Below are 17,976 nucleotides of genomic sequence, written 5' to 3'. Positions count from 1 at the left end.
CCGATGGTGGACGAAAAAAACGTCATCCACCCTATCCGGCCCGTGAGCGCCGGCATCAGAATTCCACGCCCTTCTGCGCCTTCACGCCCGCCTTGAAGGCATGTTTGACCAGGCTCATGTCAGTCACGGTATCGGCCGCCTCAATCAGCCCAGGCGGCGCGCCGCGACCGGTAACCACGACATGCTGCAGCAGCGGCCGCGACTCAATATCGGCGAGCACCGGCTCGAGTTCTAGGTAGCCGTACTTGAGCGCAATATTCAGCTCGTCCAGCACCACCAATCCTATCTCCGGATCGGCCAGCAACTCGGCCGCAACGGCCCAAGCTTCGCGAGCCTTGGCGATGTCGCGCTGACGATCCTGGGTTTCCCAAGTGAAGCCTTCGCCCATCACGTGATAGCGAACTTCATCGGGGAAGCGTCGGAAGAAGTTTTCCTCGCCGGTGCTGGCCGCACCCTTGATGAACTGCACCACGCCGACCTTGATACCGTGGCCCAGCGCACGCGCGACCATGCCGAAGGCCGAGCTACTCTTGCCTTTGCCGTTGCCGGTGTGCACCAGCAGCAGGCCGTATTCTTCCTGGGCCTCGGCGATCTTCGCATCGACCACCGCTTTCTTGCGCTGCATGCGCGCCTTGTGCCGCTCGTCGCGCCCGTCCATCAGTGCACCTCCCGCGCGCGCATCAAGCGCAGCGCCGAGACGATACCGACATGCAGCACCAGCGCTGTGCCGACGTAGAACGCCAGGTTACTCAGATGCCGCGGCACGTACTCGGCGATGCGCGCCAAGAAGCCGGCCAGCGTCGGTTCGGAGTAGCGGCCAGAGAAGATGTAGAAGCCGCCGCCGGAGAACAGATAAGCGACGAAAGCCGCCACTACCAGCGTCAACGCCAGCACGGCCAGGCTGCGCAGATCGTCGCGCTGCCAGCCGGCGAACAGCCGCCCCGCCAGCCACAGGCTGCCGTAGGCCGGTACCAGCGCCCAATAGGCCGGCGACAGGCACCAGTCACTGATGCTGCCGTTGGCCAGGGAGCCGAAGTCCAGTACGGACGCCACGGCGAACAGCAGCACGAACATCCCGCGCGGGCGCAGGTAGAAGCCGGCCAGGAAGAAAATCGACCAGCTGGCGCTGGGCAGATTTTCGACGCTGGCGAAGTGTTGACCACGGGTCATGGCCATCAGCAAAATCAGCGCAGCGCCTATTGCCAACTGGGCGCGTGTGGACAGGACGTGCATGGTGATCTCCTTTGGGTCGCCAGTCAGATAGCTTGGTAGCGGATGGTGAAGTACACCGCGCGGCCGGGCTGCTCGTAGGTCTGGGTGGTTTCGTATTGGCGGTCGAACAGGTTTGCCAGCTTGACCTGAAGGCGCCAGGCCTCGTCGAAGCGGTATTCGCTGCGTAAATCCATCAGGGCGTAGCCGGGCATGCGGGACTCTTCAGTGTTGCTCGCCTTGTCGAAGCGCTCGCTCACCGCGTATAGCGAGGCACCCAGGCCGATGGCACCGAACTGGCGATCCAGATCGAGATTGAACTGTCGCTTGGCGCGGCGTTGCAGCAGATGGCCGTGGTTGGCCTTGCTGCGATCCTGCGGGTCCATGAAGGTCAGGTTGGCGGCTACGTCCCAGCCAGCCAGCACGGTGGCGACGGTGGTCTCGATGCCACGGATGCGCGCCACGTCGACGTTCTCCGGACTGGTCCCCCAGACGATTAGATCTTCGATCTGGTTTTCGTAAGCATTGATGCTCCACTCACCCCACCCATGACTGCCGCGGATCCCGATTTCGTAGCTTTCCGATTCCTCCGGCTGGAGGTCCGGGTTGCCTTTCATGCCGTTTGTGAGAGGGTAATACAGGTCGTTGAAGGTCGGCGCGCGATAGGCGGTGCCGTAGGCGGCGGTCAGCGTCAGCGCGTCGCTCAGGTCGAAGCTGTAACCCAGGCTGCCGGTATCGTGCGAGCCGAAGAACTCATCCTTGTCGCGGCGCAGGCCGGCCTGCACGCCGTGGCGGCCGAAAGCGGCCTGGTACTGGACGAAGTAGCCCTTGTTGTAGCGGCTGTCCTTCTCATAGTCGTCGCTGCTGTCGACACGATCCTTTTTGTAATCCACGCCGAGGCTCAGCACCTGCGCTTTGCCGAAATTGAAGTCGTTCTGCCAGCTCAGGCTGTCACGACGGGTGTCGAAGCGCGAATAGAAGGCGCCCTCCTGAAATCTGTCATCTAGGTCCTCGCTGTGTCCCGCCTGCAGGGTGACGTCCCAGAAGGCCAGCGGAGAGAAGCGCGCGCGGCCGCTGATCACCTGCAGGGAGCCGTCGCTGTAGGCATCGCGGCCACTTGGACTATCGAAATCGCTGTGGTTCTCGCTCTGCAGCCAGCTGCCGTCGAGTTCCAGGTCACTGTCAAAGCGATAGCCAGCACGCAGTTGCGTGGACAGTTCGCGGTAGCCGTCGGCATCCGGCTCGTATGAATTAGGGTAGCGGCTTCGATAGGCGCGGGCATTGATGCCGTCGGTGGACTCGCTGGCCACGCCGAGGTTGAACCAGCCGTTGCCTTGGCTGCCAGCTACGCCGGCCGAGCCGCTGTAGCTCGAACGCGAACCGGCACCCACTGAGAAGTAAGGTTTGAAGCCACCCTCACCGCCGCGACGGGTGAATATCTGGATCACCCCGCCCATGGCCTCCGAACCGTACAGGCTGGAACGCGGCCCTCGAACGATCTCGATACGCTCGATCTGTTCTACCGGGATGCTCTGCAGCGCAGCGCTGCCTGAGGTGGCCGAACCGACCCGCACCCCGTCGATGAGTACCAGCACGTGCTTGTCGCTGGTGCCGCGAATGGACACCGAGGTGCTCTTGCCGCGCCCGCCGTTGCTGGTGACGCTCACCCCGGCCAGACGCTGCAGCAGCTCCGGCACGCTGCCAGCTTGTTGGCGTTCGATCTCGTCACGGGTGATGAGGCTGCTGGAAGCAATGGAGACCGGCGAATGGCCGGTCCGGCTGGCGGTGATCACCTGCTGGCCCAGCAGCAAAGCATCGCCGTGATTGGCCAGGACACAGGAAGGAAGGCTCAGTAGCACCACGGCCAGGGGAAGGGAATTGCGCATTGGATGGAGATTCTCCGTCGTGCCCGCCGCACGACATACAGTCGATAAAGGCAGACGGAGAAAGTGAAAGAGGTGCAGGTGCAGGCAGCCACACCCCGATCAGCGCCCGCCGCACTGCCGTGGAATGCGACAGGCCGGTCTCCGGGCTTGCGAGCGGATGCCTTGCATCCCGGAACCGCCGCCTTCCCATGCCTGTGGCACAGTGGCTGTGAGCGGTGTCCTGTCTCGCCTACCGTTGCGGGGGCAGCGCCGGAATCTTCGTGAGAATGGACCGGCTTCCCTGTTTCACCCACTGGCTTTTCGCCAGGGGCACCTGAAGCAGGCGCGGAGGTTAGTCCAAGGCCCTGCGCGGCGCAACTGAAAGCAATGCCGCAGGCGTTTCAGGCTGCGTTCTTGAATTTTACCGGAACGCCGGGCCGTTACCGGCTTCGAATGCGATAACGTGTCCATCAATTCGGCATCCCCAACGAGAAGACGCCAGCCACATGACGACCATCGTGCAGATTTCCGACACCCACTTCGGCACTGAGCAACCTGCAGTAGTACAAGCCATGGAAGACCATGTGCGCGAGCATGGCGCGGATCTGCTGATCTTCTCAGGTGATATCACCCAGCGTGCCAGAGCCGAGCAGTTCGCCGCTGCCCAGGCCTTTGTCCAGCGCCTGTATGGCCATGGCATTGCCGAAACACTGGTAATCCCGGGCAACCACGACATTCCGCTGTATAACGTTTTTGCCCGTTTCCTGATGCCCTACCGCAACTATCGTCGGCATTTCGGCGATGACCTCGAGCCCACCTTCGAGAACGACGAGGCGTTGATCATCGGCCTCAACACCACGCATCCTCGGCGTCACAAGGATGGGTTGGTGACAGAAGAGCAGGTGCAGGCCGTGACGCGGCGATTGAAGCAAACCGATCAGAACAAACTGCGCATTGTGGTCGCGCACCAGCCTTTCGGGGCGATGAAATTGAGCGATCTGAGCAACCTGCAGCACAACGCCGATGACGCGTTGCACCGCTGGGCCGATCACGGGCTGGACCTGGTGATGGGCGGGCATATCCACCTGCCCTACGTCTTGCCCCTGTCCAAGCAGTACCCCGGCTTGTCACGGGAGATCTGGATGGTCCAGGCCGGCACCACGCTTTCGTCACGGGTGCGCGGCACGTCACCGAACTCGTTCAACCGTCTGAAGCTTCATTCCGGGGCCGACAAGAAAGCCTGTGTCGAACGCTGGGACTTGCTGGATGATCGCTTCGTGTTGGGCTCGCACTTCAATCTGCACTGGTAAGCCGCACGCCCATCACAGGTGAGAGCGATCAGTGCCGTGGAACTAATCCGGCCGGTTTGGTGGCCAGCCATTCGACGAAGGTGCGCAATTGCGGATCGGCGAGCAACGCCTCTCGGCTGTTGTAGGTGAGCGCCAGTTCCTTCTCGCTGAACAGCCGATGGATCTGGTTATGACAAGGCCGACATACCCACAGCGTGGCGGTGATGCGCTCTTCGCGGGCGAAGCGTTTTCGTATGTAGGTTTTGCCGTGTAACGCCTTGGGAATCAGGTGATGGCGGGTCAACGGCACCTCGCGCTTGCACAGTTCGCACACCTCGGGAGGATCTGGCAGGCGAAGAATGGGCGACATGCTCAGCTCCTCTTTGCTATCGAATCCGGCGCGGAAAATACCTTCCTGTACAGCGAATGCTAGATAACAGCCAATCCGTCAGCGTCGAACCAGGCAGATCGAGCCTCAGGGATTACGAGCGATCTGTTCGCTATCAAGGATGCGCTTGGCGCTGAGGTAAGTCCTCTGCCAGTAACTGTTGGAAAGACTATCCAGCCGTACCGTTCCGCCACTGGACGGCGCGTGGACGAAACGTCCTTCGCCGACGTAGATGGCCGCATGGCTTACACCGCGACCGCCGTTTGTGGCGAAGAACAGCAGATCACCGGCCTGCAAGGCATCGCGCCTGATAGCGGCCCCGCCTACTGTGCTCATTTCCCGAGTCGTACGCGGCAACGAAAGACCCGCGGCGCCACGGAATACATAGCCGATCAGACCGCTGCAATCGAAACCGCTGTCAGGGGTGTTGCCGCCATAGCGATAGGGAGTACCAACCAGTCCAAGGGCGGTGAACAGGACATCCTCCGCCGCACCCGACAAGGGCGGTGCTGACGCTGGAACTGTCGTCACTGGATCAATTGATGGCCGATTGGCACAGGCGCTTAGCAAGAGAGTCGTTAACAGAGCGATCGCGAGACGAGCCGGAAGGGGCATGACAGAGCAGTCCAGGCATGAGAGCCATCACTCTGCCGGTATACGCTTGAGGATGCAACTCCAGGCCCGTCCGGCCGGCGTTCAGTGATGAACGGGAATGGAGGTCGAATCGCTGGCCAGCGCCAGTACGCGCTTGGCTTGCATGAAGCTGGCCCGCCAGTACTTGTCGTTCAGACTGTCCACCCGCACGCCACCACTGCGGCTGCTGGATGAATGAATGAACTGGTCGTCGCCGATATAGATGCCGGCATGGCTGACCCGGCCACGGCCGCGATTGTTGAAGAAGACCAGATCGCCCGGCTCGAGCTCGCTGCGCGCAACCTTCGGTGCGTCGAGTTTGATCATCTCGCGGGTGGAACGCGGCAGCTCGAGCCCAGCTTCCTTGCGGAAAACGAAACCGACGAAGCCGCTGCAGTCGAAACCTGTCTTGGTCGAGCTGCCGCCGTAGCGATACGGGGTACCGACCAGTGTGAAACCACGCTCGAGCACGCTGTCGGCGAGCGCCGGCAGCTTGTAGCTCTCGTCGTCGGCAAGCTCTCGAAGTTGCTGCTCTGTGGGCTCGCTCGATCCGGCCTGAACGCTGGCGTCCGGCTCGGATATCGCGTTGGAGAAGTCGAACTCGAAGCCTTCCAGCGTTAGCGCGCTGTCGCTCTGTTCAGGCTGAACGGCACAAGCCGTCAGCAGCGTGATCAGGGCAATGGGCAACAGGGATGCGAAACGTCGACGCATGGGGCAGGCATATAGGGGAAATCGAAAGTGGCGTGACTATGCCTGTCAGAGCCGCGATGATCAAATTCAATTGGCCAAAATGTGACGAACTAACTGCGGCAAAACGTCTGACGCGCCCGCCGCGACATGTACGTCCACCATCATCGACAATTCGCTGGCGGCTGGATCTATCTGCGCCGTGAAACCGCCGCCATGGCGCGCCCGCAAGAGCGGCTCGACAATGTAAGCGAAGCTCGCCGAGGTACCCACGGCGACCACCGCATCGAAACCCTTCGCCACTTCTTCGCGCAGGAGTCCCAAGGCCGGCTCCGGCAACATTTCATCGAACAGCACGACCGGCGGCCGCAGCACGCCGCCGCATGCACAGCGAGGCGGTAGTGGTCGGGCGAGATGCTCCGCCAGCTCCTCGCTCGGCTCGCCACAGGTCATGCAGTACAGATGAGCAAGCGTCCCGTGGATCTCGATCAGGCGCTGCGGCGGGCTGCCCGCCGCCCGGTGATAGCCATCGATATTCTGGGTCAGCACCCAGCAGCCAGGTTTGTGCCGCTGCAATCCGGCGATAGCGACATGGCCGGCGTTGGGCTTCGCCGCGAGGCAGGCGCGGCCGATTTCAGCCAGGTATTTCCAGCACAACGTCGGATCGAGCCGGAGCATCGGACCGGACAAGGCCGTTTCGATCGGCAAGCCATCTTCGGTGCGATCGTTGTAAAGCCCGCCCACGCCACGGTAGGTAGGCAATCCGGAATCGGCTGACAGGCCGGCACCGGTAATGATCAGGATGCGCTCGGCCCGTCGTAACGCATCGGCGACTCGCTGCATGGCCTCGTTCACTTCTAGCCTCCTCTATATAGCCTGAGCTGGCACGCGTGACAGCCAATGAATCTACTCAAAGCACCTCGACGCCCGTTGCAGCGATTTCAGTGGTTAACGGTAAACGCCAGCATAGCCGACAGCTGACACATGGGCCGGCCGCTCTCGTCATGCCACCGGTTGAACACGGCCTGCACCGCCGCCTGGTCGCGTTGGCTGCTCGGCACTTTGTCGACCACCTTTTGTGCCTTCAGCGCGGCCACCACGTCATTGCTGGGAATGAAGGTGTCCTTGCCGGCCATGCGCAACAGACGTGGCGCGGACAAGCCGCCAAGCTGAGTGCCGTGCTTGGCCAGGTAACGCCACAGGCTGACGATATCGGACGCTGGCCAATCGGCGATGAAGTTGCCGAAGCTGCGGTGCTCCTTCGCCACGTCGAGGACGAACTGAGCATTGCGCGGCACGCTCTTGAGCTTGCCAAGGTGACGAATGATTCGCGCATCCTGCATCAGCCGCTCAATGTGCTCGCCGCCCATGAGCACCAGCTTTTCCGGATCGAAGCGGAAGAACACCTCTTCGAAGGCCGGCCACTTGGCATCCACCAGGCTGTGCTTGAGACCGGCGCGAAAGATTCGCAGGCTGATCAGCGACAGGTAGCGATCATCCGCAATAGCACGCAGCTCATCGGGACTGCTCGGCCGGGGCAGCCGGCTTTCCAGCGCGGCGGCTGAGCCGAAACGATTGAGACAGTATTCGTGCAGCCATTTGTAGTCATGCATGGGTTCTTACGGTCCAAAAACGGCAGTGTCACAGGTTGCCGATAGCAGCCACAGGCCGCAAGCCACGAGCTGCAAGGTAAAAGCACAGCCGGGGCTGCTGATTTTGCTGACAGCCGCCACACTGGATTTACCTGTAGCAAACGTTCGGTAAACGGCGGAAGCCCTCCGGCGATTCCATCCTACAACTGCATGGTCTCAGCTTTTGTAGGTTGGATTAGCCGAAGGCGAAATCCGACTGTTCGAGGCGTACCCCCGACGATCCAAAGGCGTAATCCGTCATCCGCCCTATGGTCTGCCCTCAATCCCGCAGACGTTCGGCCGCGTCGCGCAACATCCGCTCGGTTTCCGTCCAGCCCAGACAGCCATCCGTGATCGAAACGCCATAGCGCAGCTCGCTGGATAACGACTGGCAGCCGTCGAACAGGTGGCTCTCGAGCATCACGCCACGCAAGCTCGAATCGCCGGCCAGACGCTGGTCGATAACCGCATTCAGCACCGCGGGCTGGCGCAGCGGATTCTTGCCACTGTTGGCGTGACTGCAATCGACCATAATCCGCGGCGCTATGCCCTGGCGCTGCAGCGTCTCACGAGCCACGGCGACACTCTTTTCGTCGTAGTTCGGGCCAGCGTGTCCGCCACGCAGCACCAAATGGGTGTCTGGATTTCCGTGGGTTTGCAGCAGCGCTGGTTGCCCGAGGTCATCGATACCGAAATGCCGATGCGGGTGGGCGGCCGAGCGCATGGCGTCGCAGGCGATATCCAGGCTGCCATCGGTGCCGTTCTTGAAGCCCACGGGCAGGTCGAGCCCACTCACCAGTTCGCGATGAATTTGCGATTCGCTGGTGCGTGCGCCAATGGCAGCCCAGCCAAGCAGGTCGTCGAAGTATCCCGCGGCCAGCGGCTGCAGCAGCTCGGTGGCGATCGGCAACCCGGTCTCGATAATGTCCAACATCAGTCGCCGCGACAGGCGCAAGCCTTCGGCCATATCGCCGCCGCCATCCAGATGGGGATCGTAGACCAGGCCTTTCCAGCCGACCGTAGTTCGTGGCTTCTCGACGTAGGCACGCATCACCAACAGCAACTGGTCGTCGACCTGAGGTGCCAGGCCAGCGAGGCGTTCGGCATATTCACGAGCAGATACAGGGTCGTGCAGCGAGCAAGGTCCGACCACTACAAGCAAGCGCGGGTCGCTGCCATCGAGCACGGCGCAAATGGCGTTGCGGTCTTTATGGACGCGTTCGGCGAGCGCTGCACTGAGCGGCAGGCGCTGACGCAACAAGGCGGGGCTGGGCAACGGGTGAGCGCTGCGTCTGGCTGGGCTGGAGACCGGGTTGGCGTTAGAGAGCTGAGCGGAAATCGGTGCATTCATGAGCTGGCGGTCCTTTGGCCGGCGCGGCTTTGTGCCGCGTCGGCGCTAGCGAAGTGTTCGGTCTATTGGTGTCGAAGCGGCGTCGGGGAAGCGGCTAAATCGCCAGTCATAGCGGTAAGTGCGGTATTCGTTGCGGTAGCTGTGCATGGTGTTGTCCTCAGTGCGTGTGGCCTTTCGGGCCGGAAAAAACAAAACCCCCGGTCGGGTGGCCGACCGGGGGTTTCGAAAACTGTCTGGTGGCGACCCTGCTTGTTAGGGCGCCCGTGGGGTATCAGGCGCGCTTATAGCTAAACCAATACCCAAAGTGATAACCATCAGCCGCTATCACTTGGCCACGCAACTGCGCGGCGCGCGCGGCACCGGCGTTTACGAAGGAAAGGGAAGCGAGGCTGAGGGACATATCAAACTCCTGAATGGCGCTTACCTTACTGCTGCAAGCTGCACGCCGCAAGCTCGTTGGGTAGGCCGGATGGCTTCCTTTTTCAGCTCACCCGCGTTCAGCTCACCCGCGCTGTGGTGGGCTGAAGCGGAGCGCCGCCCGACCCACCCTACAGATTGCCCGGCGCCCAGTTTTTTTTGCTTACCCGTAGGGTGGGCTTCAGCCCACCAGTTAGAGCCTTCCAGCTTATGGCTCAAAGCTTATCGCTGCTCTTTACAGGCTCATCACATCGAGAAAGCGTGGCGTGGCACTGTCGTCGATGCGCAGGCTGGTGAAATCGAACAGGTTGCGATCGGCCAGTTGCGAAGGCACGACGTTCTGCAAGGCGCGGAACATAATCTCGACGCGGCCCGGCGACTTGCGTTCCCACTCCTGCAGCATCTCCTTGACCACCTGGCGCTGCAGGTTTTCCTGCGAGCCGCACAGGTTGCACGGGATGATCGGGAACTCCTTCATCTGCGAATAGGCTTCGATATCCGCCTCGCTGCAATAAGCCAACGGGCGAATCACCACGTTGCGACCATCATCGGAGAGCAGCTTAGGTGGCATGGCTTTGAGCGTGCCGCCGTAGAACATGTTGAGGAAGAAGGTTTCCAGGATGTCGTCGCGGTGGTGACCGAGCGCCATCTTGGTCGCGCCGATCTCGTCGGCGAACGTATAGAGCGTGCCGCGACGCAGGCGTGAGCACAGCGAGCAAGTGGTCTTGCCTTCCGGAATCTTCTCCTTGACCACCGAGTAGGTGTCCTTCTCGACGATGTGATACTCGACGCCAATGGACTTCAGGTACTCGGGCAAAACGTGCTCGGGAAAGCCCGGTTGCTTCTGGTCCATGTTCACGGCGACGATTTCGAAGCGGATCGGCGCGACCTTCTGCAGATACAGCAGCACATCGAGCATGGTGTAGCTGTCCTTGCCGCCGGACAGGCAGACCATGACCTTGTCGCCATCCTCGATCATGTTGAAATCCGTAACGGCCTCGCCGGCGAGACGGCGCAGGCGTTTTTGCAGTTTGTTCTGGTTGACCGAAAGGTTGCCCATGTGAGGAGTCCGGTGGAATGCGAAAAGGCGCGCATTTTACGCGCAAAGTGCGGCGCGCCCCACCCCATCCATCCAACGATTCGCACTACTGGCTGCTAGGCTTGCCTGCATGACCGACGACTTCCAACCCGAGATGGAGCTGGCCGAGCAGATTTTCGTGCTGCTATGCGAACAGCCGGAGGGCTGCAGCGAATACCAGCTGATCCAGCAGCTAAAGGCCCGTCACAGCACGCATATCCCCAACCTGCCGCTACTCGACAAGCTGGTACTGTTCCGTACGCATTTCCTCGTTTTCAACGCGCTGTACCGTCTGCGCGACCAGCTTTGGGGCGAGAACCGCCACAACCTTCAGATTTCACCATTGTGTGTCCAGCTTCAGCCTTACATGCCAGGGATCGCCGGTGTCGTCGAGAACGACCCGCTGCGCGAGTACTACCTGGACTTGACCAATCTGCGTGACACCGACGAGGAAGAGGTGGAACGCCTGCTGGCGAGTTTCTGGTCGCGGATGCGTGGGGACCACCTCGGTGAGCGGAGCGAAGCCTGGGATCCGGAGCAGAAGCAGGCGGCGCTCGAGTTGTTTGAGCTGGATCAGGAAAGCGCCTCGCTGACGCTGCATGCAATCAAACGGCGCTATCGCCAGCTGGTGAGCATTCATCATCCGGACCGTGGAGGAAGCACGACACGCATTCAGTCAATCAATCTGGCGATGGAAATACTGCAACGCTATTACCATTGAGCGCATAGCTCCCAAACGCTCTAACCAGTCGGATGCGCCGTACCGCCAAATTCCTATACTGCGACTTAAGGTCGCACGCCCGTCCAACTGACGGCACGCCAGGCGAAGCGACCCTCCAAAACCGAGGAGACGCTGGCATGATCAATCACGTTTGGGGATTATTTGCTCACCCAGGTCAGGAATGGCAGGAAATCACTGGAGAAGAACGCGAAGTCGGACATCTACATCTCGGAGAAGTGGCGGTCTTGGCAGCGATACCGGCTATTTCCGCTTTCATTGGTACCACCCAGGTGGGTTGGAGCATCGGCGGTGGGGATGCCGTAAAACTCACCGAAAGCAGCGCGTTGCTGCTCACCCTTCTGTCCTATCTGGCAATGTTGGCGGGCGTTGCAGTGATGGGCGGATTCATACATTGGATGTCACGCACCTACGATGCCAGCCCGACCCTGGTGCAATGCATCGTCTTCGCCGCCTACACCGCAACGCCCTTGTTCGTTGGTGGTCTGGCCGCTCTTTATCCCCACATATGGCTCGGGATGATCGTCGGCACGGCAGCGATCTGCTACACGGCTTATCTTCTCTATGTCGGTTTGCCGACGTTCATGAATATCCCTACTGACGAGGGATTCCTATTCTCCAGTTCGGTACTGGCCGTTGGGCTGGTCGTGCTGGTGGCGATTATCGCGCTCTCGGTGATCATGTGGGGCATGGGCGTCGGGCCGATCTACGTACGCTAAGCGACGAGCTTCAAGCCCCGGATGGATGGGACTTGAAGCTTTTGCGTGCCTGAACCATGCAGGCGCGACAGAATGAAGCCAAAGTCTGCTGAATCCCTGCGCCGCTGTGACGTCTAAATCTACAACAGCGGCTCAAGCACGGTATCAGGAGGCTCCATGACCCCAGAATTCATCAGCTTATTCACCCGGCCGGATCGTGCCTGGGAAGCCATTCGCCAGAAGGAGGATGCGCACGGTCTGCATTACCTGATGCACTTGCTCGTGCTTTCTCTGATCCCAAGCGTGTGCTTATTCATTGGGGTCTCGCTCGTAGGCTGGACTTTGGTTGAGGCGGAGCGGGTGAGGCTCGACTTTGGCAGTGCGTTGCAGCTGTGTCTGCTGCTGTACGTCACCATTGTCATCGGGACCGTGATCATGGGCCTCTTTGTCCGCTGGATGGCGAGGGCCTTTGAAGTACGGCCCAGTCTGAACCAGTGCATCGGCTTCATCGCCTACGTCATTACGCCCTTTTTGGTGGCCGGAGTGGCCGGGCTGTACCCGAACCGCTGGTTCGCCGCGATCGTGCTACTGATCGCCGGCATCTACTCCACGTATTTGCTGTTCACCGGCCTGCCCGCTTTCATGCGTCAGCGCAGCTCGCAGAGCTTTCTATACGCCAGCACGATATGGGGCGTCGCGTTGCTTGTATTGGTGACCGTATTGGTGTCGATGATCCTTTTTTGGTCGCAGTTCCTCGAGCCGAACTACGAACGCACCGTGGAACAGAATCAGAGCTATGGCTTCGAAGAGAACCGCCCACAGGAAGCGCCGGGAGGTGTGGACAACGAGCGGCGATTCAACGAACGTCCGAACGAGTAAATGCGGGCCGACCACCTCGGCCTAGCGCTTTGGCATAATGCCGCGCTCTGCAGTCGGAGTTCCTGATGCCCAAGCGACTCAATGCCCGTGTCGAGGCCTGCTACCAGCAGGCCGAGGCCTTCTTCAACAAGCGCTTCGAGCGCCCACTAGTCAGCTTCAAATTGCGCGGTCAAAAGGCAGGCGTCGCACACCTGAACCAGAATCTGTTGCGCTTCAATCCGCAGCTGTACCAGGAAAATCGCGAACACTTTCTCAAGCAGACCGTGGCCCACGAGGTCGCGCATTTGATCGCACACCAAATGTTTGGTGGTCGTATTCGCCCGCATGGCGAAGAGTGGCAATTGATCATGCGCGGGGTGTACGAACTGGCGCCTGATCGCTGCCACAACTATGAAGTCAGCCGCCGCCAGGTCAGCCGCTTTATCTATCGCTGCGCCTGTCCCGAACAGGACTTTCCGTTCACGCCGCAGCGCCATTCGCTGGTCCGCAAAGGCCGCCGTTATTTCTGCCGCAGCTGCCGCGCCACGCTGGTATTCAGCGGCGAGCAACGAGTCGAGTGACCGTTTACAGCCGCCCTGCCCGCCAGGCGGCCAAGACGAACAACGCAGCGAGCACTGCCATCAGCGGCAGCCAGCCCGCATGCTCCCAGACGTAACCGGCCGCATAACCTACCACGCTCGAGCCCAGGTAATAGGCGCATAAGTAAAGCGCCGATGCCTGTGCCTTAGCACCTTTAGCGTGCACGCCAACTTGGCCGCTGGCGACGGCGTGTGCGGCAAAAAAGCCGAGCGTGAACAGTGCCAGGCCGACAATGATCGCCACCAGCCAGGGCGTTGCGCACAAGCCGACACCCAGCAGCATCAGCCCGACGCCGAATTGAAGAACCGTCTTGGCACCCAGCCGCGGTACCAGGCGCCCTGCCCAACCCGCACTGAAGATTCCCGCCAGATACACAATGAATAGCAAGCCAATCACCGTCGACGAAAGGCTGAATGGTGCCCCTGCCAGACGGAAGCCGATGTAATTGAACAGCGCGACGAAGCCGCCCATCAGCAAAAAAGCCTGCAGAAACAGGTTGCGCAGAAGCGGATTGCCCAGATGCCGAGCGAAGTTGTCGAGAAGTGCGCGCGGCGATAAAGGCTGTGGCTTGAAATGACGTGATGTCGGCAGCAGCCAAATGAACAATCCCAGCGCCAGCAGCCCTAGACCCGCTATCCCGCCCAGCGCCAAAGGCCAACCGCCGATGTCGCTCAACAGACCCGAAAGCAATCTGCCCAGCAGACCGCCCAGAGCGGTCCCGCCGATATACAAACCCATCGCGGCGGGCAACGACTCGGGATCGAACTCCTCACCGACATAAGCCATCGCCAAGGCCGGCAATCCGCTGAGAGCGAGCCCCAGCAATGCTCGCAGCACGAGCAGCAGCGTCCAGGATTCCACCGATACACAGGCGATGCCAAGCAGGCAAGCCAAAGCCAGTGCCAGCGCCATGACCGGCTTGCGACCCCAGCTTTCAGCCAGACTTCCAGAGATCAACAGGGAGAGCGCCAGCGTCAAGGTCGTCAAGGACAACGCCAGACTGCTAACAGCAGCCGATACGGAGAACTGCAACGCTAACAACGGCAATAAGGGTTGCACGCAATAAAGCATGGCGAAGGTGGCGAAACCGGCGCAAAACAATGCCAGCGTGGCGCGGCGATAAGCAGCGGTCCCGCGCTTGAGATGATCATGATTGAGCGATTCAGAAGGCATGCATTTATTCCTAAACCCGTTACCGACGGAACGAGCCTGAAAAAAGCGGCGCAGGCTACCACACTGCCATACAGATACCACGCAGCCACAACCTGGCCAGATAAAGGCACAAGCGGTCATATATCAATGCTAAATGTTCACCTGTTTCGTCGCAGTCTCAACGAAACAAGCGCAAGAACAGGCTTTGAGTTTCGGCCATATATCGCCCGTACCGAACCTTATTGTTGAGCCAAGTCAAAACAACTGTGATTAGCGCTTATTTGCCTGTCGTTATCGACGGGTGACCTTTGAATAAGCCATTGGCGCTTCCTAGACTCCATACACAGTCGAAGAAAAGGTGAACGCAGTGCCGCACGACACCGATCCCGCCCTAGTAAGCAAGCCGGAAGAAACACGACTGTTCGTATTTCTGCTGGTCTTCCTGTTCCCTCTGCTAAGCGTCGTGATCGTCGCTGGGTACGGCTTCATCGTCTGGATAAGCCAGCTGGTCGTCTTCGGACCACCCGGCCCGCCGAGTTGAACCCGCGGCACTAACCTGACCTTAACAATCCTCTTTTAGCTTGCAGTTTCAATGTAGGCGGAGCCTTACCTAAAACAATGAATAACGCCCTGCATATCGCCAGTCTGCTCGTGCATTGCCGCTCCGAGTTACTGGAAGCCGTGAAGAGAAACCTGGTGCTATTGCCCGGAACCGAACTGCATCAAGAGAGTGCAGCGGGGAAACTGGTCGTGGTCCTCGAAGCCGAACATGAAAGCCAGATCCTCGACACCATCAGCCATATCCAACAAATACCCGGCGTCCTCAATGCCGCCCTGATTTACCACGAACTCCTCTCACCCGAAGGAGAGCCTGAATGAGCCTCACACGACGTCAATTTGCCAAGGCCAATGCTGCGGCCATAGCGGCTAGCGTGGCGGGACTGCCGATCGCCACCAGCGCCAGCAATCTGATCACCAATCCGGAGGTCACCAACCTCCAATGGAACAAGGCACCCTGCCGCTTCTGCGGCACCGGTTGCGGTGTGATGGTCGCCACTGCCGGAGATCGTGTCGTGGCCACCCACGGCGATGTGAAAGCCGAGGTCAATCGCGGCATCAACTGCGTCAAGGGCTACTTTCTGTCCAAGATCATGTATGGCTCCGATCGTCTGACGCAGCCGTTGCTGCGCATGAAAGATGGCCAGTACGACAAGCAGGGCGAATTCCAGCCGGTCAGCTGGGAACATGCCTTCGATGTGATGGAAGAGAAATACAAGGCGGCGCTCAGGGAGAGTGGCCCGAGTTCGATTGGCATGTTCGGCTCCGGACAGTGGACCGTATGGGAGGGCTACGCGGCCAACAAGCTGATGAAAGCGGGCTTTCGTTCCAACAACCTTGACCCCAATGCCCGTCACTGTATGGCGTCGGCGGCGGTAGGCTTCATGCGGACCTTCGGCATGGACGAGCCCATGGGCTGCTATGACGACATCGAAGCGGCCGATGCATTTGTGCTCTGGGGCTCGAACATGGCCGAGATGCACCCGGTGCTCTGGACCCGGGTCACTGATCGCCGGCTCAGCGCGCCGCACGTCAAGGTCGCGGTAATGTCGACATTCGAGCACCGCAGCTTCGATCTCGCCGACATTCCGATGGTGTTCAATCCGCAGACCGATCTGGTGATTCTCAACTACATCGCCAACCACATCATTCAGAGCGGCGCGGTCAATCAGGACTTCATCAAGAACCACACCCGGTTCGCCAAGGGCGCCACCAACATCGGTTACGGTCTGCGCCCCACCGATCCACGCGAGTTGAAGGCCGAGAACGCCGCAGTAGCCGCCAGCTGGACCGATATCAGCTTCGAGGACTACGCCGAGTTCCTCAAACCCTACACCCTCGAACACGCCGCCCACGAGTCGGGCGTGCCCGCCGAGCGCCTGAAAGCATTGGCCGAGCTTTATGCCGATCCGAAGACCAAGGTGATGTCGTTCTGGACCATGGGGTTCAACCAGCACACCCGCGGTGTCTGGGCGAACAACATGATCTACAACATTCACCTGCTCACCGGAAAGATCAGCGAGCCGGGCAACAGCCCCTTTTCGCTCACCGGCCAGCCCTCGGCATGCGGCACCGCGCGGGAAGTGGGCACCTTCTCCCATCGCCTGCCTGCGGACATGGTGGTCACCAATCCGAAGCACCGCGCCACCGCGGAGAAAATCTGGAAGCTGCCAGAAGGCACCATTCAGGAGAAACCCGGCTTCCATGCCGTGCAACAGAGCCGTGAACTGAAAGATGGCGGGCTCAAGGTCTACTGGACCCAGGCCTCCAACAACATGCAGGCCGGTCCGAATCTGATGCAGGAAACGCTGCCCGGCTGGCGAAACCCGGAGACTTTCATCGTCGTTTCCGACGTGTACCCAACGGTTTCAGCACAAGCAGCCGACCTGATCCTTCCCGCTGCCATGTGGGTGGAAAAGGAAGGTGCCTACGGCAACGCCGAACGCCGCACTCATTTCTGGCACCAACTGGTTAACGCGCCGGGCGAAGCACGCTCGGACCTGTGGCAGCTGATGGAGTTTTCCAAACGCTTCACCACCGATGAGGTATGGCCGGCCGATCTGCTCGCCAATGCGCCGGACTTAAAAGGCAAGACGCTTTTCGACGTGCTGTTCAAGAACGGCAAGGTCGATCGCTTCCCCACGTCGGATATCGAAGAGGGCTACCGCAACAAGGAGTCGGAGGAGTATGGCTTCTACGTTCAGAAGGGCCTGTTCGAGGAATACGCCGAGTTCGGCCGCGGCCATGCCCATGATCTGGCGGACTTCGATCGTTATCACCAGGAACGGGGCCTGCGCTGGCCCGTGGTAAACGGCGAGGAGACCCGCTGGCGCTACCGGGAAGGCTACGACCCCTATGTCGAAAAAGGCACCGGGGTACAGTTCTATGGCTACCCGGACAAGAAGGCGATCATCTTCGCCCTGCCCTACGAGGTCCCAGCCGAGGTACCGGATGAGGATTATCCGTTCTGGCTCAGCACCGGCCGCGTGCTGGAGCACTGGCACACCGGCAGCATGACCCAGCGCGTCGACGAGCTGCACCAGGCGGTTCCCGACGCATTGGTGTACATGCACCCCGATGACGCGCGCGACCTCAAGGCGCGTCGTGGCAGCGTGGTCAAGGTCATCAGTCGGCGCGGCGAGATGCAGGCTCGCGTCGAAACCCGTGGGCGCAACAAGCCGCCAAAAGGTTTGATCTTCGTGCCCTTTTTCGACGCCAACAAGCTGATCAACAAGGTCACCCTCGACGCTACCGACCCGATCTCCAAGCAAACCGACTACAAAAAATGCGCCGTGAAAATCGAAGTGGTCAGCATCGCCTGAG

At 60.4% G+C, this 17,976-nt stretch carries 20 protein-coding genes and 1 riboswitch; of the genes, 8 read left to right on the top strand and 12 right to left on the bottom strand.

Annotation, left to right across the window (positions count from 1 at the left end; genetic code table 11):
- Positions 1–55 precede the first annotated feature (55 nt).
- From cobO to btuB, 3 genes are read right to left on the bottom strand one after another with little or no spacing between them, the layout of a single operon-like run.
- Positions 56–658 carry a cob(I)yrinic acid a,c-diamide adenosyltransferase gene (gene cobO / locus NA647_RS06080; RefSeq protein WP_256056875.1) on the bottom strand — a complete coding sequence of 201 codons (603 nt, stop codon included), beginning with the start codon at positions 656–658 and terminating at the stop codon, positions 56–58.
- Positions 658–1,233, bottom strand: coding sequence for a hypothetical protein (locus NA647_RS06075; RefSeq protein WP_256056874.1), 576 nt, complete (start codon positions 1,231–1,233; stop codon positions 658–660). Before NA647_RS06075 ends, cobO begins: the two co-directional genes overlap by 1 nt.
- Positions 1,234–1,256: 23 nt before the next feature.
- On the bottom strand, positions 1,257–3,095 hold the full coding sequence (gene btuB, locus NA647_RS06070; protein WP_256056873.1) for a TonB-dependent vitamin B12 receptor: 1,839 nt from the start codon (positions 3,093–3,095) through the stop codon (positions 1,257–1,259).
- Between the two features lie 115 nt (positions 3,096–3,210).
- Positions 3,211–3,427, bottom strand: a riboswitch (cobalamin riboswitch).
- A 153-nt stretch (positions 3,428–3,580) separates the two neighbouring features.
- On the opposite strand from btuB, the gene NA647_RS06065 reads away from it, so the two are divergent.
- Entirely contained in the window at positions 3,581–4,384 is an 804-nt protein-coding gene (locus tag NA647_RS06065) for a metallophosphoesterase family protein (protein WP_256056872.1), read from the top strand.
- Between the two features lie 28 nt (positions 4,385–4,412).
- Here the strand turns inward: NA647_RS06065 and NA647_RS06060 are convergent, their stop codons facing one another.
- The 8 genes from NA647_RS06060 to ttcA form a co-directional block, all read right to left on the bottom strand.
- Positions 4,413–4,733: an HNH endonuclease gene (locus NA647_RS06060; RefSeq protein ID WP_256048104.1), complete on the bottom strand. Its 321-nt coding sequence runs from the start codon at positions 4,731–4,733 to the stop codon at positions 4,413–4,415.
- A gap of 105 nt (positions 4,734–4,838) precedes the next feature.
- Positions 4,839–5,366, bottom strand: a complete 528-nt coding sequence (locus NA647_RS06055; protein ID WP_256056871.1) for a C40 family peptidase — start codon at positions 5,364–5,366, stop codon at positions 4,839–4,841.
- Positions 5,367–5,447: 81 nt separating this feature from the next.
- Positions 5,448–6,095: a C40 family peptidase gene (locus NA647_RS06050; protein ID WP_256056870.1), complete on the bottom strand. Its 648-nt coding sequence runs from the start codon at positions 6,093–6,095 to the stop codon at positions 5,448–5,450.
- Between the two features lie 66 nt (positions 6,096–6,161).
- Positions 6,162–6,914 (bottom strand): NAD-dependent protein deacylase, encoded by a 753-nt coding sequence (locus tag NA647_RS06045; RefSeq protein WP_256057070.1) that lies wholly within the window; start codon positions 6,912–6,914, stop codon positions 6,162–6,164.
- 98 nt (positions 6,915–7,012) lie between these two features.
- Positions 7,013–7,684: a DNA-3-methyladenine glycosylase I gene (locus tag NA647_RS06040; protein WP_256056869.1), complete on the bottom strand. Its 672-nt coding sequence runs from the start codon at positions 7,682–7,684 to the stop codon at positions 7,013–7,015.
- Positions 7,685–7,982: 298 nt separating this feature from the next.
- Complete coding sequence (locus NA647_RS06035) at positions 7,983–9,053, bottom strand: 3-deoxy-7-phosphoheptulonate synthase (protein ID WP_256056868.1); 1,071 nt, start codon at positions 9,051–9,053, stop codon at positions 7,983–7,985.
- 271 nt (positions 9,054–9,324) lie between these two features.
- Positions 9,325–9,453: a hypothetical protein gene (locus NA647_RS06030; RefSeq protein ID WP_256056867.1), complete on the bottom strand. Its 129-nt coding sequence runs from the start codon at positions 9,451–9,453 to the stop codon at positions 9,325–9,327.
- 252 nt (positions 9,454–9,705) lie between these two features.
- Positions 9,706–10,530 (bottom strand): tRNA 2-thiocytidine(32) synthetase TtcA, encoded by an 825-nt coding sequence (gene ttcA / locus NA647_RS06025; RefSeq protein WP_256056866.1) that lies wholly within the window; start codon positions 10,528–10,530, stop codon positions 9,706–9,708.
- Positions 10,531–10,639: 109 nt separating this feature from the next.
- Between ttcA and NA647_RS06020 the strand changes: the two genes are divergently transcribed.
- The 4 genes from NA647_RS06020 to NA647_RS06005 all read left to right on the top strand — a co-directional run bounded on the left by NA647_RS06020 (position 10,640) and on the right by NA647_RS06005 (position 13,424).
- Entirely contained in the window at positions 10,640–11,269 is a 630-nt protein-coding gene (locus tag NA647_RS06020; RefSeq protein WP_256056864.1) for a DNA-J related domain-containing protein, read from the top strand.
- Between the two features lie 137 nt (positions 11,270–11,406).
- Complete coding sequence (locus tag NA647_RS06015; RefSeq protein WP_256056863.1) at positions 11,407–12,006, top strand: Yip1 family protein; 600 nt, start codon at positions 11,407–11,409, stop codon at positions 12,004–12,006.
- A 156-nt stretch (positions 12,007–12,162) separates the two neighbouring features.
- Entirely contained in the window at positions 12,163–12,864 is a 702-nt protein-coding gene (locus NA647_RS06010) for a Yip1 family protein (protein WP_256056862.1), read from the top strand.
- 65 nt (positions 12,865–12,929) lie between these two features.
- The gene (locus tag NA647_RS06005) at positions 12,930–13,424 is read left to right on the top strand and encodes a SprT family zinc-dependent metalloprotease (RefSeq protein WP_256056861.1); all 495 of its coding nucleotides are present in this window, start codon (positions 12,930–12,932) and stop codon (positions 13,422–13,424) included.
- A 4-nt stretch (positions 13,425–13,428) separates the two neighbouring features.
- On the opposite strand, the gene NA647_RS06000 is transcribed toward NA647_RS06005, so the two are convergent.
- Positions 13,429–14,616: an MFS transporter gene (locus NA647_RS06000; protein WP_256056860.1), complete on the bottom strand. Its 1,188-nt coding sequence runs from the start codon at positions 14,614–14,616 to the stop codon at positions 13,429–13,431.
- A 337-nt stretch (positions 14,617–14,953) separates the two neighbouring features.
- On the opposite strand from NA647_RS06000, the gene NA647_RS05995 reads away from it, so the two are divergent.
- The 3 genes from NA647_RS05995 (at position 14,954) to napA (ending at position 17,975) form a co-directional block, all read left to right on the top strand.
- Positions 14,954–15,136: a nitrate reductase gene (locus NA647_RS05995; RefSeq protein ID WP_423836459.1), complete on the top strand. Its 183-nt coding sequence runs from the start codon at positions 14,954–14,956 to the stop codon at positions 15,134–15,136.
- A 77-nt stretch (positions 15,137–15,213) separates the two neighbouring features.
- Positions 15,214–15,474 (top strand): chaperone NapD, encoded by a 261-nt coding sequence (locus NA647_RS05990; RefSeq protein ID WP_256056858.1) that lies wholly within the window; start codon positions 15,214–15,216, stop codon positions 15,472–15,474.
- Positions 15,471–17,975 carry a nitrate reductase catalytic subunit NapA gene (napA, locus tag NA647_RS05985; RefSeq protein WP_256056857.1) on the top strand — a complete coding sequence of 835 codons (2,505 nt, stop codon included), beginning with the start codon at positions 15,471–15,473 and terminating at the stop codon, positions 17,973–17,975. The genes NA647_RS05990 and napA overlap by 4 nt, the downstream gene beginning before the upstream one ends.
- Position 17,976: the final 1 nt, after the last annotated feature.

It is taken from the genome of Stutzerimonas stutzeri (genome assembly GCF_024448985.1).
GTDB classification, from domain to species: domain Bacteria; phylum Pseudomonadota; class Gammaproteobacteria; order Pseudomonadales; family Pseudomonadaceae; genus Stutzerimonas; species Stutzerimonas stutzeri_AP.
This window is presented reverse-complemented; position numbering and strand designations above follow the sequence as displayed.